At 64.1% G+C, this 14,794-nt stretch carries 12 protein-coding genes; 3 read left to right on the top strand and 9 right to left on the bottom strand.

Annotated elements, in window-relative coordinates; translation table 11 throughout:
* Positions 1-284 precede the first annotated feature (284 nt).
* Together GXH28_RS01695 and GXH28_RS01690 are read right to left on the bottom strand one after the other, a co-directional pair.
* Positions 285-1,562: a mandelate racemase/muconate lactonizing enzyme family protein gene (locus tag GXH28_RS01695; protein ID WP_169237278.1), complete on the bottom strand. Its 1,278-nt coding sequence runs from the start codon at positions 1,560-1,562 to the stop codon at positions 285-287.
* 64 nt (positions 1,563-1,626) lie between these two features.
* Entirely contained in the window at positions 1,627-2,514 is an 888-nt protein-coding gene (locus GXH28_RS01690; protein WP_169237277.1) for a WD40/YVTN/BNR-like repeat-containing protein, read from the bottom strand.
* 224 nt (positions 2,515-2,738) lie between these two features.
* On the opposite strand from GXH28_RS01690, the gene GXH28_RS01685 reads away from it, so the two are divergent.
* Positions 2,739-4,478: a PA14 domain-containing protein gene (locus GXH28_RS01685; protein WP_169237276.1), complete on the top strand. Its 1,740-nt coding sequence runs from the start codon at positions 2,739-2,741 to the stop codon at positions 4,476-4,478.
* A 288-nt stretch (positions 4,479-4,766) separates the two neighbouring features.
* Entirely contained in the window at positions 4,767-5,987 is a 1,221-nt protein-coding gene (locus GXH28_RS01680) for a DNA double-strand break repair nuclease NurA (protein ID WP_169237275.1), read from the top strand.
* On the opposite strand, the gene GXH28_RS01675 is transcribed toward GXH28_RS01680, so the two are convergent.
* The 7 genes from GXH28_RS01675 to GXH28_RS01645 form a co-directional block, all read right to left on the bottom strand.
* Complete coding sequence (locus GXH28_RS01675) at positions 5,959-7,239, bottom strand: hydroxymethylglutaryl-CoA reductase, degradative (RefSeq protein WP_169237274.1); 1,281 nt, start codon at positions 7,237-7,239, stop codon at positions 5,959-5,961. The genes GXH28_RS01680 and GXH28_RS01675 overlap by 29 nt on opposite strands.
* 12 nt (positions 7,240-7,251) lie before the next feature.
* Positions 7,252-7,758, bottom strand: coding sequence for a ribonuclease toxin HepT-like protein (locus GXH28_RS01670; RefSeq protein WP_169237273.1), 507 nt, complete (start codon positions 7,756-7,758; stop codon positions 7,252-7,254).
* Positions 7,730-8,113: a nucleotidyltransferase family protein gene (locus GXH28_RS01665; RefSeq protein ID WP_169237272.1), complete on the bottom strand. Its 384-nt coding sequence runs from the start codon at positions 8,111-8,113 to the stop codon at positions 7,730-7,732. Before GXH28_RS01665 ends, GXH28_RS01670 begins: the two co-directional genes overlap by 29 nt.
* Positions 8,114-8,123: 10 nt before the next feature.
* Positions 8,124-9,326 carry a glycosyltransferase family 4 protein gene (locus tag GXH28_RS16770; protein ID WP_169237271.1) on the bottom strand — a complete coding sequence of 401 codons (1,203 nt, stop codon included), beginning with the start codon at positions 9,324-9,326 and terminating at the stop codon, positions 8,124-8,126.
* 18 nt (positions 9,327-9,344) lie between these two features.
* The gene (locus tag GXH28_RS01655; RefSeq protein WP_169237270.1) at positions 9,345-9,923 is read right to left on the bottom strand and encodes a GtrA family protein; all 579 of its coding nucleotides are present in this window, start codon (positions 9,921-9,923) and stop codon (positions 9,345-9,347) included.
* Entirely contained in the window at positions 9,913-12,042 is a 2,130-nt protein-coding gene (locus tag GXH28_RS01650; RefSeq protein ID WP_169237269.1) for a S9 family peptidase, read from the bottom strand. Before GXH28_RS01650 ends, GXH28_RS01655 begins: the two co-directional genes overlap by 11 nt.
* A gap of 445 nt (positions 12,043-12,487) precedes the next feature.
* On the bottom strand, positions 12,488-12,961 hold the full coding sequence (locus GXH28_RS01645) for a hypothetical protein (RefSeq protein ID WP_169237268.1): 474 nt from the start codon (positions 12,959-12,961) through the stop codon (positions 12,488-12,490).
* A gap of 161 nt (positions 12,962-13,122) precedes the next feature.
* On the opposite strand from GXH28_RS01645, the gene GXH28_RS01640 reads away from it, so the two are divergent.
* Positions 13,123-14,754 carry a hypothetical protein gene (locus GXH28_RS01640; RefSeq protein ID WP_169237267.1) on the top strand — a complete coding sequence of 544 codons (1,632 nt, stop codon included), beginning with the start codon at positions 13,123-13,125 and terminating at the stop codon, positions 14,752-14,754.
* The last annotated feature ends 40 nt before the right edge of the window (positions 14,755-14,794 follow it).

Below are 14,794 nucleotides of genomic sequence, written 5' to 3'. Positions count from 1 at the left end.
CCTCCGCTCTCCCGAGGCCGGGCAAGAGCCGGCAGCGCGTCCGTCGGCGTGTCCACGCTGCGGATGCGCCACACTGCAAGGCTGGGGCACGGCCACATAGATGTGTAGGGGCGTCGCACGGTCACAGCGCGTCGTTACTGCTGCACGGGATGCCAGCGCACCCTAGCGCAGCAAGCGACTGACGCAGTGATGCAGGCGAGGGTGGGAGTTGGGCTTGTCGGTGCGGTGGAGAATCGTGACGCTGCCGGAGCGATTCGGGATCGGGTGGCCAGGGGTGGTGTGTACTACGACCACAACCGATCCCACGACCGGTCGGCGTCCCAGTAAGTGCTCGGCTCGAAGTAGCCGGCCGGGTCGCCGGGCGTGAGGTGCGCGCGGATCACGTCCTCGTTCAACTCGATGCCCAGTCCGGGGCCGTCGGGCACGGGGATGTAGCCGTCCTGGATGATCGGCTTGGGGATGCCGGTGACGAAATCGTCCCAGTAGGGCAGGTCGGTGAAGTGGTGCTCCAGCGCGATGAAGTTCTCCGTAGCGGCGGCGCTGTGCACGGCGGCGATGGTGGACACCGGCGAGCCGGCCATGTGAATCGCCATGCTGATGCCGTATTCCTGCGCCAGGTCGCCGATCTTCTTCGTCTCCAGGATGCCGCCGGCCGTCGCGAGATCGGGATGGCACACCGAGATCGCCTGCGCCTCGAACAGCGGCTTGAAGTTGTCGTGCAGGTAGATGTCCTCGCCGGTGCACACGGGCGTCTTCAGATGGTTGCGCAGCATGCGCCACTGGTCGGTCAACTGCCACGGCACCATGTCCTCCAGCCAGGCCAGGTTGAACGGCTCCAACGCCTCGCCCAGGCGCAGGCCGTCCTCAACGCCGATGTGGCCGAAGTGATCCACCGCCAAGGGGATCTCGTCGCCGATCACGCTGCGCACCTGCGCGACGTATTCGGCAAGGATGCGGATGCCTTTGTCGGTCAGGCGAATGTGGGTGAAGGGATGCATGACCGTGCGGGTCTCCAACATGCCGGCGGGCGCGCACAACGCGCCCGGAATGCCGGCCAGCATCTCGATCCCCACATCCATCTTCAGGAAGGTGAAGCCTTTGGCGATGCGCCCCTGGAGCTTTTTGCCCATCGCCTCGCCGGTCGATTCGTTGGGCGTGTCGCAGTACATGCGCACTTTGTCGCGGAACTTGCCGCCGGCCAGCATATAGCACGGCACGTCGTAGGCCTTGCCGGCCAGGTCCATCAACGCCATCTCAACGGCGGACACGCCGCCGCCTTGCCGCGCGTGCCCGCCGAACTGCTTGACCTTACGGAAGAGCTTATCTACGTTGCATGGGTTCTCGCCGATCAACAGGCGCTTGAGCATGAGCGCGTAGTTCTTGCTCGCGCCGTCGCGCACTTCGCCGATGCCGTAGATGCCCTGGTTGGTGTCAATGCGGATGAGCGGGCACATCCAGCCCGTCGGCGTCAGTTGCAGCGCCGCCGCGCGCACGTCGGTGATTTTCAAGTCGCTCGGTCGCGAATAGGTGCGGACATTGTCCTCGATGCGTTGGGATTCCATGGTCAATATGCTTTAAGGCTGAGTCTGGGTTGCGGGCGACGCGGCCATGCGCGCGCTGCGACCTTCATGTGTATACCCACAAACCGTTCTGCTGCGTGCCGCACAGCACTACGCCGTCGTCGCCCACCCACAGCGCCAGCGGGTCGCGCGGCATGCGGCCCGCGGTGCGCTCCCACGTCTCGCCGAAGTCGGACGACAACGCAACCACCATCGGCGTGGCAAGGGCGATCTTCGTCCCATCCGGCGACACGGCCAGCGCGCTGATCGGGCCGGAGCTGAACGCCCTGCGCTTGCTCCAGCTTGCGCCACGGTTGGTCGAGTGATACAGGCCGCACGATTCGCTGCCCACGATCAGCGCATTGCGCGCAAAGGCGATGCCCGACAGCGGCAGCACCGCCGGCTCGATGGGCGACAGCCGCCACGATTCGCCGCGGTTCGTGCTGTAGAACAGGCCGCCGGTGACGGCGACGAAGAGCGTGCCGTCCACGGGGAACATCGGCGAGAGCGCGATCGCAGTGACCTCGTGATCCGGCAGGCCAAAGTTGCGATAGACCCACGACCGACCGCCATCGGTGGAGCGCAGCACGCCATGCGCCGTGGTCGCCGCGAAGGCGACGCCATCCTGATCGAAGGCCGGCGAGGCGACGATAAACGCGATCTGGGCCGGCTCGCGCAGTGCGCCGGCGGTCCAGCTTGCGCCGCCGTCGCCAGAATAGGCGATGCCGTCGTTGGCACCCACCAGGATCAGGCCGGCTTCGGGCCAAGCGCTGCCGCATGCGGCGACGGCGGTCAGCGATATGTGCTTGAGCAGCTCGGCGAGCGGCTCGCATGCTTCGCCGCCGGCGTAGCGCCACAGACCCTCGTTCGTGCCGAGCAGCCAGGCCGAGGAGCTGCCTTGCTGAGCGATTGCAAAGATCGTCTTAGGACTTGTTAATTTTCGCCATCTGCGCATAAACTCACCAGGAACTCGATGTGCTCGCCCAGCGTCTACAACGCGAGCCACGTTGACGCGCCGGAGGCTGAACCGCAAGCGCCGGTCGGATGCGCGCCGGATAGATCTCGTGCGTGGCGCATCTCGCCGGTGTGCCGGGCAGCCTCCCATGAGCGTCAAGGGCAATTTACGCGGAGCGCGGATGTTCCGCGAGTTGAATAGACGCGCAAGCAAAAGCGATGAGCATGAAAGCGTTCAAGCGGCATAGTTTTCAAAACGTCGTCGGCATCGTTGCCAGAGCGATTGTAGCCTCACTGCTCACGGCGTGCCAGGTGCTGCTTTCGCCGATGCCGCCCACGCCCACGGCGACGCCGGCCAAACCGCTGCCCTTCATCATCGTCGTCCCGAAACGAATCACAGCAGGCGAAGTGGCGAACATCATCGGTTCAAATTGGGATGCAGACGAGGAGATCACCTTGGGGCTGGTCTCCACCGTGCCCACGACGGGCACCGGCTCGATCGTCCTTGCCGTGATCCGCGCCGATCCAAATGGCCGGTTCGAGCTGGCCACCACCATTCCCGCGCAGACCCCATCGGGCGTTTGGCAGGTGTATGCGCAAACCCGCATCGTCGGCCGCTTCGCCACGGATGCGCTGACCGTGTTGGCTCCCACGGCGATGCCCGCGCCGCCCACACAGACGCCGACGCCGACGCGCGTCGCGCCCACGCGCCCGCCGCAGCGCCCGACTCGGACGCCTGCGCCGCCCACGCCGGCGCCGACCACGATCGTCTTACCTCCATTCACCGAATGGCGCGGCGAGTATTACGCGAACCCGAACCTGGCCGGCCCGCCCGTCATCATTCGCAACGATGCAGTGATTGATTTCAACTGGGGCTACGGTTCGCCCGACTCGCGCATCCCGACCGATAACTTCTCGGCCCGCTGGACGCGCGCGCTGGAGTTTGCGCCGGGCACCTACCGATTCACCTTCCGCGTGGACGACGGCGTGCGCATGTGGCTGGACAATGTGCTGGTGTTGGACGATTGGCGAGAGGGTGCGGCACGCGATGTCTCAACCGACGTGACGCTGGGCGCCCGTCCGTACTCCTTCCGCATCGAGTACTTCGAGCGCTCCGGCGTCGCGTCGGCTCGCTTCAGCATCTTCCAGTTGCCGCCGGCTACCCCATCGCCATCCCCGACCCGCACGCCGACGCCCGTGCCGGCATCGCCCACACCGACAGCCACGCCGACGCCCGTGCCGCCGACGGCGACAGCAACACCCATCCCAACGCAAGTTCCGCCGCCGTCCACCGCTACGCCAATCCCGCTGCCGACGTTGACGGCTACACCGACTCCGGCGCCGACGTTGACGGCCACGCCAATCCCCTTGCCTACATCAACGCCGTCGCCGACCCACACGTTCACGCCGACGCCGCAACCGACGGCGACGTTCACGCCACAACCCACCGACACACCCGAGCCGACCAGCACGCCAACGCCGTCGCCGACCCACACGTTCACGCCGACGCCGCAACCGACGGCGACGTTCACGCCACAACCCACCGACACACCCAAGCCGACCAGCACGCCAACGCAAGAGCCGGCGACGCCTACGCCTACCTCGACACCCACGCCTACATCAACACCGACATCTACACCTGTGCCTACCTCTACGCTCACACCTACGCCTACACCCACTCTAACTGCGACGCCGTCGCCGACGGTGACGGCTGTGTTGAGCCAGAGCGTGCAACTGCAGGTGACGGGCAAGAATTGGCCGCCGAACGCTCGCATCTCGATCCGCCTGAGCGAGGAGCCGGACGGATCGAACGCAACATTGCTCGGCCGCACGCGCACCAATCGCAACGGGCGCTTCACCTTCACCGACGAGTTGGACGAAGCGCCGGCTGCGCCGCTCTACGTGGTGGTGGAATATCGCACGACCATTCGCGTTGTGGTGCCGGTCGAGGTCATGCCGCCGTAATCGGGTCAGGAGCAACGCGCATGCCCAAAGTAAACTGTTGCAAAATCAGGCTCATGCCCGATGAGCGGTCATGTGTTCCGCCGGCCAGCAATCGCGCGCGGCGCGGTCAATAGCCCGGGTTATCGTCTCGCGCAACACCGCCGCGCGAATCGGCGCTACGATGTTGTGCGATTCGAGGAATTCGTCGTTAAAGGTCGGCTTGATGGCGATTAAAGCCGTGCAAAGGCTCGCCGTGGAACACGTGGAAGATGTTCGACTCGCAACGGGCATAATAGACGATGGCTTGTTGTGAGTTCTGTCAAATTCATTTACCCCATGCCGTTTGACGTTCGCCAGCTTCACGAGCAGATTAATCGTTATGCCCAGGCCTATCAGACCACGCGCTGCCACCGCGAGGATCGGCTGGCGCAGTTATGCGCGCCGCTGCGCGACGGCTTCGCTCATGCCGATGCACTGCTGGAGACCTGCCGCGCCGCTACACGCATCCCTGGCCTGCGCTGGGCCAGCGCGCTGTTCGATGCCGGCGAGCCGATCAACCGACAGTTCCCCTTCGGCCAGGAACCGGATCGCTATGCGCTGGTTGCCGCCGACGGCTCGCAGATCCTGCCGGATCGCCACAAACCCTTCGTCTTTGCCTACGTGCAAGTGGGCTGCGCCGGTCTCGTCTACGGCGAATCCCGCCATCCACTGGTCGAACAGTTGCGCCGCGTCAAGCGATCGCAATTGATCGAGGAGAGCGCGCTGTTCGACGAACGCACTGGCGAGCTCAAGCCACCCGCCGAGATCGTCAATCTGCGCGATCTGATGGAGATCGAGCTGATGGCGCAGGCCTGCCGGATGGCGCGCGACGCCGACCTGCAGCCCGTGCTGGTTGCCGATGGTTCGCTCGTCCCGTTCGCGCTGCTCACCTCACGCAACCTGGCGTACGACGCCGAGCGATTGCTCAACCCGCTCAAAGCTGCGCTGAGCGTGATACGCGATTGCGGCGCGTGGGTGTGTGGTTATATTGACCGGCCCAACAGCAACAGCATCGCACGCACTTGTGCGCTGGCCGGCTTATCCCCGGATGCGGTGACCGAGCGAACGCTGCGTGAACGCGAGCGCGAGGTCGCCGGCGTCTTCGATCGCCATTTGCTGGAGCGCGAATTGGCGCCGGCGCATCGCACGGCGCTGTTCGACCCGCGCTGGGAGGTGAACGCGCCGCAATACCTGGGCGAGCATGCCGTGCGCGCGTGCTACGTCAATTTCGGCGAGCCAGGGCGGCCGATCATCGCGCGCATTGAAGCGCCGCAATGGTGCGCCGGCGCGATCGGCGCGCTATGCGCCGTGCTGCACCGCCACGCCCGTCTGGGCGGGGGCTATCCGCTCATCTTGAAAGCGGCGCACGAGGAAGCCGTGGTGCGCCAGGAGGATCAGCACGAGATCGAGCAGGCCATCGAGCAGGCGCTATTGGCGAGTGGCATCCTGGCCCAGGCGTCGTTCAAGCAAGAGGCGAAGGATCGCGCCTGACCAGCGCTTTCGCCCGCTCCAGTCGCACGTTCCTCTCGGCGATGAGCTGCGCAGCGATGCGCTCGATATCCTCGCCCGACGCACCGGCAGCGATGGCAATCTGCCGGGCGTGCAGCGTCATGTGCCCCTGTTGGATGCCCTCCATTGCCAATGCGCGAATCGCGGCGAAGTTCTGCGCCAACCCCACGCAGGCGATGATCTCGGCCAGCTCGCGCGCCGTCTGAACGCCGAGCAACTTCAACGCAAGCTGCGCCGTCGGGTGAACGCGCGTCGCCCCGCCCACGATGCCTACGGCTAGCGGCAATTCGATGCGACCGACCAAGTCACCAGCCTCGTTCGCGCGCCAGGTCGCCAGCGCCGTGTAGCGGCCGTCGCGCGCGGCGTAGGCGTGCGCGCCGGCCTCGACGGCGCGCCAGTCGTTTCCGGTGGCGATCACCACTGCGTCAATTCCGTTCATGATGCCCTTGTTGTGCGTCGCAGCGCGGTAGGGGTCCAGTTCGGCGAAGCGCGACGCTTCGACGATGCGCGCGACGATCTCTTCCGGCGAGATCGCGTTATCGGCGCGTGAAGCCAGCAGCTCGGCGCGGATGGTGCAGGTCGCCCAGGCCATGCGCCGGTCGCTCAGGTTAGAGAGGATGCGCAGGTTGACGCGCCCGCCGGCAAGCTGAGCGATGCGCGGGGCAAGCGCCTCGCATGCCGTGTTGATCAAGTTGGCGCCCATCGCGTCGCCGCAGTCGTAGAGCACGTGCACGATGAGCATCGGCGGCGGGCCGGCCAGCGCGCGCGTTTCGAGTCCCACGGCGCGCGCATGCCGGCTGCACGTCGAGGGGTTGTCATGATTCAGCCAGTGGATCAGCGCGTCGGCTTCGGCAGCGATGCGTGCGCGTGCCGCTTCGAGGTCAGGCGCGTCCAGCACCTGAATCTGGCCGATCATGATCGGGGAGCTGCTGCCGGCGGTGAACCCGCCGGCAGCGCGGGCCAGCTTAGCGGCATAGCTGCACGCCGCAACCACGCTGGCCTCTTCGATGACCATCGGCACAGCCGCGATCTCCCGGCCGTTCACGACGAAGTGCTGCGCCACGCCCAGCGGCAGGGCGAAGGTGCCGATCACGTTCTCGATCATGTGATCGGCTTGTTCGAGCGAGAGGCCGGCGCGCAACACGTCGGCCTGCTCGCTGTTCAAGCCCAATGCCTGAGCGCGCGCGCTGACCGGCAGGTCGCGCAGGCGGGGCGGAGAGATGGTTTCATCCATGACGACGCAGGATCAGTGGTCTGATAGCCGCGCGGCTGTGTCCTCCAGCCAGGCGACGAATCGCTGTAGGTCACGCGAGAATGCGTCGAACGTTGTCGGTAAGCTGCGTGCAAGTTCCTCGACGCGCTCAGCATCCAAGTCGAAGGTGTAGGCATTCCGCACAACGTGACGAAAGGCGAGATAGTCGTCGAGCGCGTCGGCGGTCGTCTTTGCGATGATCTGCGGACGATCGCGGTATGCAACGCTGGCGCGTTGCAACAACCGGAGATGCCAATCGCTACCGGATGGCAATCCGCCATTCAGCTCATCGGCAATGACTCGAAAGACACGCTCACAACCGGTATAGAACGACTGTAGCTTCAGGGCGAGGCTTTCTGTGTAGATGTGACGGCGCGCGGGGTCATCTTCAGCAAGCACTAACACTTCCTGGACGCCCCGCACGATCTTGTCGAGCTGATTGGATGCTTCGCGAATGTCGGCAGCCAGAAGTTCAAGTCGCTCCGGCTTGAGCACGGTCATACAGCACCTCACTCGTCCTGAACGCGCGTGCACAGAAAGCCGGCGGCAGCTCGTCCAACGGCTTCAGGTCCACCCAGCAGGGCGCGTTGCGACTCAACTCACCCATGGCCTGATACAGGCGGACACCGGCGAGATTGTCGGCGGCGATGTCTATGTCCGAGCCCTCGTCGAAGTCGCCACGGGCCAGTGACCCGAACAACACCACGCGCGTTGCGCCATAGCGCTCGACGAGGATGCGCACGATCTCGGGCAAGTGGGCGCGCGCTTCGGCGGCGCGCTTCGCGGCGCGCGCTTGCTCGCGCCGCATGCGCTCGCGGAGCGCCTGAAGCTGTTCCTCGGTGACCGAAAAGGCCATGCCACCGATTCTACTGCCGCAGCACGCGCTCATACACGGCGAGGAGTTGCTCGGCGGCGCGCTGCCAAGTGAACTGCGCGGCCCGCGCCAGCCCACGCGCAATGCAGTGTCGCCGCCACACCTCGTCGTTCAGCGCCTGCTCCAGCGCGCGCGCCAGCGCGTCTACGTCGAGCGGATCCACTTGCAAGCCGGCCTCGCCGACCACCTCCGGCAGCGACGAGACGTTGGAGGTGACCACCGGCACCCCGCTGGCCATCGCCTCCAACGGCGGCAGGCCAAAGCCCTCGTAGGTCGAAGGGAAGGCGAAGGCGGCCGCGGCGCGGTACAGGTGCGGCAGGTCCATATCCTCCACGTAGCCGATGAACCTGACGCGTTCGCCCAATCCGAGCCGCTGCACCTCGGCGTGCACCTCGTCGTACAGCCAGCCCTTGCCGCCAGCGATCACGAGCAGCGGCGTGCGGGCGCCGGAACGCGCCGCGATGAGCTTGGCAAAGGCCTGAACCAGGCGCAGGTGATTCTTGCGCCGCTGCAGCGTGCCGACGGTGAGGATGAACGGCGCGTCGCCGATGCCGTATTTCTTCAGCACGTAGGCGCGCCGGCGCTGCATGTAGAGCGTATCGCGATAGGGTGTGAATCGCCCGTCCACGCCGCTATGGATGACGGTGATCTTCTCCGGCGGCACACCGTAAAGCGCCGTCAGGTCGCGCGCGGTGGCGTGCGAATCGGCGACGATGTGCGTCGCGCGCCGGGCCGAATCGGGCACCACGCGCTTGAGGAAGGGGATGAGGCGCGGCGGCGCGGAGTCGGGATCGCGCTCGAACGAGAGATCGTGCACCGTCAGCACGCTGGGCGTGCCATCGCGCAATGGTGGCAGCACGAAGTCGGTGGCGTGATACAGGTCGCACGGGCCGCTGAAGAGCTGCACCGGTGCGCGCACGTTGGCGCGAAACCACAGCCGGTAGAGCCAACGGTCGCTCATGCGCGAGACATGCAGCGGCAACTCGCGCGTGTTCATCAGGTTGGAGAGCGGCACACCGGGCGCGGGCCGGCCCATGACGAACAGGCGGAACTCATGAGGCGCGCCCGATGCCAGCACGGCGCGCACGACCTCGCGCGTTAGCCGCGCGATGCCCGCGTCCTGGTGGATGGCCGGCGTGTAGTCAATCGTGATGCGCGCCACAGCGAACGCCCGACGGCGGATGCCAAGTATCACACATTCGGAAACACGGCATCAGAGCGCACTGTCGGCCGGTTCGATCTCGGCCGGGATGTTCCGTTTCCACGCTACGTTGCGGAAGGTCACGAAGCGATTGACGAAGAAATTCCACAGCATCACGACCACTGCGGCGATCAGCTTGGTGACGTTCAGGCCGATGCCCCGATAGTGCGCTTGGAAGAAGGGGATGGGGATGAGGCGGACGAGCGCAGTGATGGGCGCCTGGAACAACAGGAAGATCAGCTCGTTGATGAGCAAACCGGCTGCGTTGACGGCGAGGAAGACCGGCATCTGCCGGCGCTTCTTCTGCGTGCGCGATTCGGGATATACCCACAAGCGGTTCCAGATGAAGTTGTTCGTGGCGGCGATGATGAATGCGAGCGCAACGGCAGGCGGCACCGGCATGCCCAGATGGCGCTCAAAAATGTTCAGCAAGCCGATGTCAATGACCAGCCCGCCGGCGCCGACGACGGCGAATTTGACAAACCGTTTGATCTCCGGCTTGTTGCGGTGAGCCAGCCCGTAGAAACGCGTGCCCTTGACCGCCGTGGGCACAAACCGGCTTACAGACAGCGAGTGCTTTTCACTGCTCACGACGCGCATGCGTATTAAACCATCGAATGATGCGTTGGATGCGCTCGACGCGATGCTTCGGCTCGCCGCTGCGCGAAAGCTCATGCCCCTCGCGCGGCCAACGCACCAGCTCAACCACCTTCCGCTGTAGGCGCATGGCCTGGAACAACTGCTCGGCCTGCTCGATCGGCACACGATAGTCCAGTTCGCTGTGCTCGATCAGCAGCGGCGTCCGCATGTTGGGCACTAGCGCAATGGGCGATCGCGCCCACAGCGTCTGCGCATCGTCCCAGGGCGTGATCCCCCCCATCTCCCGGTCGTTGAAGAAAGGCACGTCCGTCGTGTTGCGCATGGATACCAGGTTGTACACGCCGCGCTGGGCGCAGGCGGCAGCGAAGCGATGGTCTCGACCGATGATCCAGGCCGTCAGATAGCCGGCATAGCTCCCGCCGGTCAGGCACATCCGCTCAACGTCAATGTAGCCGCGACCGACCACGATATCCACCCCGCGCAGCACATCACGCATCGGGCCATCGCCCCAATCGCCCCGATTGGCGTGCCAGAAATCTCTGCCGTAGCCGTCGGAGCCGCGCGGGTTGCAGTAGAACACCACGTAGCCGGCTGCGGCCATGGCCTGGAACTCATGCCACATGCTGCGTGTCGCCGCGCCCCACATCACATGCGGCCCGCCGTGCATCTGCACAACGAGCGGATACCGCTGGCGCGGGTCAAAGTCCGGCGGCGTAATGACCCATCCCTGGATCGTGCGGCCTTCGGAGCGGTAGCGGACGGACGCCACCCGGCCGATGCTGTGTTCGGCCAGGAAGCGGCTGTTGGGCCGATAAAGAGGCCGGATGCGCCGCTGCGCATCCAGTTCATAGAGTGCGCTGGGGTCGCCCGGGGTGCTGGCGATGAAGACCGCGCGGCCATCGGCCATCGCGCTGAAGTCGTTGATCTCTTGGATGGCTTGGGTGACTTGCTGGATCTCGATGCGCCGGGCGCGCGGCGGGGTGCGCGGGATGCGCGCCCGCCACAAGTTGATCGCACCGTCCTTGCTGAGCGTGAAGTAGAGGAAGCGGCTGTCCGGGCTCCAGGCGAACGCGACCAGACTGCGGTCGAGCGCGTCGGTCAGGTCAATCAGGTGATCCATATCGGCCGCGCCGTCGGGCTGCAGTGGCACGATCGCCAGCGTAGCCGGCTGATAGGCCGCCGGATCTTCGAACGAGCGGTCGAAGGCCAGCCATCGGCCGTCCGGCGATGGCGTCGGCGTATAGCACGTGTAACCGGCCAGCGCGATGCGCTCGAAGCCGCGTCGGTGCGGGTTCGTGTTGCCGGCGTCAAAGCGAACCAGGTCGGCGTAACGGAACATTTCGCCCGAATCCGGGTCGCGGGTGTAGGCGCTGTAGATCGTCTTGCCGTCGGCCGACCAAACCGGTGGGGCGAAGTTGGCTGCGCTGTCATTCGGCGTCAGTCGAAAGGCCCGGCCCGCGTTGAATTCGGCGAGGGACGCCGGCACGTCCACCACGTAGATGTGCGCGTAGCGATCTTCGATGAACGTCGTGCCGGTGCGATAGGGCACGCGGGAGATGACGCGCGGGTCGAGCCGCATCTCCTCTTCGTGTTGCGTTTGCTCTTTCTCGCGCTTCAGCTCCCAAGCGTCTTTGAACGTCGCCGGTGCGCTCTCTCCGTCTTCCGTCTTGCGTCCTTCGTCCTTGGTGGCTGCCTCGTCCTCCCGTTCACACTCATCGGTGCGCATACGCGCGGTAAAGGCGATGCGCTTGCCATCGGGCGACCACTCGAATGCCTCGACGCCGTTGGGGTGTGCGGTGATGCTGCGCGCTTCGCCGGGTTCGCGCATGGGCAAGACGAACACCTGCGGTTTCTCGTCGCGCGTCGAGATAAAAGCGAGATAGCGCCCATCCGGCGACCAGCGCGGCGATCCATCTTTGACGCTGGCGGTGAGCGGGCGCGCCGGCGCGCGCCGGTCGGTCAGGTCTTTGATCCAGATCGTGCGGTTGTATTTGTTGCCGCTGCGATCTACGCTTGTGTGCACAAAGGCGACGTAGGCGCCGTCGGGAGAAACGCGCGCGTCGTCGAGTAGAACGATGTCGTATAGGCTCTCGGGTGTGATGATTTTCATGATCGGCGCTCGACCATCCTGGCGGCGTGTCGCTCTGGTGTCCTGAATCATGCCACAGGTCGTCGCAGTAGGATATGCCTATTCGATCCTTGATGGTGCTGTGCCTCAGCCGGCGCCCGGCGTTGCTGCCCGTGAATGACTCTGCGCACGGTCACGGCGCGTCGTTGGCGAGTGATGAGCGGTGAGTGTGTGTTTCTGAGCGTCACGGATACGCTTGGGGTAAAGCATCCGGCGTGCGCCTTTCACATGGTGCGGCCGGTGAGGCGGGCGCGGGCGCAGCACGTCTGGGCGAGGGGCAAGCGCGCGCCCGACGGCGGCAAAGCGTTGGATGAGCGCATTGCCGGACCGTTGAGGCGTCGGCAGCGCGGGGTGAAGCCCGTGGCGGGACCGGAGCGGGCGTGTGGTTGTCGTCCGTGCAACCGGCCCAGAGGCTGCCTCGCGCCGGTCAGAGAGGCGTTTGTTCAAGCTTGCCTACATTGAAAGAGAGGGCGTAGCGCAGATTTGTGACAGTCACCGCCGGCGGCGCTGACCGATTGCGGCGCCTAGCCGATTGCTGTGCATTCACATAAGGTGGCGAGCATGGCTGCGGCGTGCCGCCGTTCCCCCCGATCAGATGTTGCTGAATCACCGTCTTGCGGCCGCTCTCCACCACGCCGCTGCCAATCGGCAGCCCTGCGTACGGAACTCCGCATAGCGCATCCGCTCCGCGCGGCTGGGTGATGTCTGCGCGGTGCGGGCGTTGATTGATCAGAATCTCCAATCCACGGCCCATCAGCGCCTGTCGCAGGGCTTCGATCTCAGCGAACGCAGCGTCCGGATGCTGGTCATACCATGTCTCTAATGCTTCATCGGCCTGGGCGGCCAGGGCCAGGAACTGTTCGCGCCGCTGCGCGTGGCCGGATGCGGTTGATGGTCTCATATCCCCTATTTTGCTCCCGCTGCAGAAAAGGTCGCCCACAAATCTGCGCTACACCCTAACCCAAAAGAGGTATAGACAATCGACTGACAATGCCCTATTATCGTGGCGATGAGGCTGTCCTAACTGTAATCGCATAACTCGATCTATCTGGAGGAACAAACATGATTAGACGGAAAAACAGGCTTCTCAGCGTTTCAACTGCTGTGGTGCTATCGCTTGCGATGGCGCTCCAGGCTCCTGGAGTTGTACATGCAGATATCTCGATTACCTATGGCACAGGTAGCACAACTTACTTTGTGCATAACCCGACAAGCAACAACGCGACTTTCGTAGCGGCTTATTACCCACCTGTTGGCAGCACCCCAACCTTCACCAGCCCTGGTGTCGCGCTCAATGCTCTCAACACCATAGCGGTGGATGTCAGCAGCATTGGCGCACTGGGCGCGAACTGGGTCGGTAGTGTCGTGCTCAGCGCAGACCAGGAAATCTTGGCTGTAGCGCGGACTGCATACACGGGCAAGGGCACCTCCGGAAATGGCTACGGTGAAGAAATGATCTCTTATGCCGCTTTCACCAGTGGTTCAACAGAACTTTATGCCCCGCAGATTATCAGGCTGTCCGGTGTCAATCTGAGCACGTCACGCATGACCATCCAGAACACTACTGGTTCTGTGGCCAATGTTTACGTCACTGTGTATCATAGCGGCACAGGCTATTCACGCAGCCCAATAACGCTGCAACCGTATGGCTCGATCACACTACGCACGAATATAGATGCAGACTGGCCGGGCGTCACTTTATGGAATGGTAATGCCTCCGCTGTGGTGACCGCCACGCAGCCTATTGCAGGTTTTGTTGAGCGTCACTGGGATGTGGTGAGCCAAAATCAGAACTGGGCAGCTGGGTATGCCATGCCCACTCCTGCAGATGCCGCCACCAAGCTCTACTCCCCTGCGCTATTCCGCAACTGTGTGGGTGGCGTCTGCGTACTCACCGTGGCTAGCACCTTCAACGCTTATTCGTCGTTGTTTGTGCAGAACACCACCGGCGCGACCAATGTGATCACCATTACTGCCATTCGCCGTTCGCCCTTCCAGGTGCTCACCAATCAGATCGTACAGTCCTTGCCGCCCTATGGGGCCTATCTGACGAACCCCTTCAATAACGATAATAACCCCAGTGGGCCCCTTAATCCTATGTATGCGGAGATGGGTGGCAACTTCCTGGGGTCGGCGATCATTGAATCTCAGGCGCCTGTGGTTGGGATCGGTTACATCTTCAATCCGCCGGCCACCGCGGCGCAGAACACTGCAGGGGGCTACAAGCTGTTGACTGAATCAGGTGCAACGCACACGATCGTGGCACCGCGCTTTGCGCGAGTGTGCAGTAGCTGCAACGACTTTACCAACATTGCCGATTTCACGGAATTTGGCAACCTGCAAATCATGAACCTGGATTCAGTGACGGTTACGCTGACCACAATCGAATTTGTGCGCAACGATGGAACGACACAATTCACGCTCAACGCAAGCAACCAGAGCACCTACTTCTTGCCCGGTGAGAGCTTGACGCTGGGACCGGGGCGTTCCATAGCTATTAACACCCGCACCGGTGGCAGCCTTGACCGTGGTGGAGGGACTGGGGTCACATCTCCCAACTTGAACACCATCTTCGGCTCAAACTTCCAGGGCAGTGTGCGGGTGACTGCGCCTTCCGGCGCCAAGATCAAGGCGATCGTCACAATGTCGCGTGGCGCGAAGCAATCAGACGTCTACAACGCGTACAACCGCTGATTGCGTTTTGTGTAATTCGTTAGGTCAGCCGATTTGCTTG

Origin of the sequence: Candidatus Roseilinea sp. NK_OTU-006 (assembly GCF_012931985.1) — a bacterium.
Taxonomy (GTDB): domain Bacteria; phylum Chloroflexota; class Anaerolineae; order J036; family Brachytrichaceae; genus JAAFGM01.
This window is presented reverse-complemented; position numbering and strand designations above follow the sequence as displayed.

Bases quoted from the DNA above. Each gene is read 5' to 3' on its own strand.
- GXH28_RS01695 (WP_169237278.1), bottom strand. From the start codon at position 1,562: ATGGAATCCCAACGCATCGAGGACAATGTCCGCACCTATTCGCGACCG.
- GXH28_RS01645 (WP_169237268.1), bottom strand. From the start codon at position 12,961: ATGAGACCATCAACCGCATCCGGCCACGCGCAGCGGCGCGAACAGTTC.
- GXH28_RS01640 (WP_169237267.1), top strand. From the start codon at position 13,123: ATGATTAGACGGAAAAACAGGCTTCTCAGCGTTTCAACTGCTGTGGTG.
- GXH28_RS01685 (WP_169237276.1), top strand. From the start codon at position 2,739: ATGAAAGCGTTCAAGCGGCATAGTTTTCAAAACGTCGTCGGCATCGTT.
- GXH28_RS01665 (WP_169237272.1), bottom strand. From the start codon at position 8,113: ATGGCCTTTTCGGTCACCGAGGAACAGCTTCAGGCGCTCCGCGAGCGC.
- GXH28_RS01670 (WP_169237273.1), bottom strand. From the start codon at position 7,758: ATGACCGTGCTCAAGCCGGAGCGACTTGAACTTCTGGCTGCCGACATT.
- GXH28_RS01675 (WP_169237274.1), bottom strand. From the start codon at position 7,239: ATGGATGAAACCATCTCTCCGCCCCGCCTGCGCGACCTGCCGGTCAGC.
- GXH28_RS01650 (WP_169237269.1), bottom strand. From the start codon at position 12,042: ATGAAAATCATCACACCCGAGAGCCTATACGACATCGTTCTACTCGAC.
- GXH28_RS01690 (WP_169237277.1), bottom strand. From the start codon at position 2,514: ATGCGCAGATGGCGAAAATTAACAAGTCCTAAGACGATCTTTGCAATC.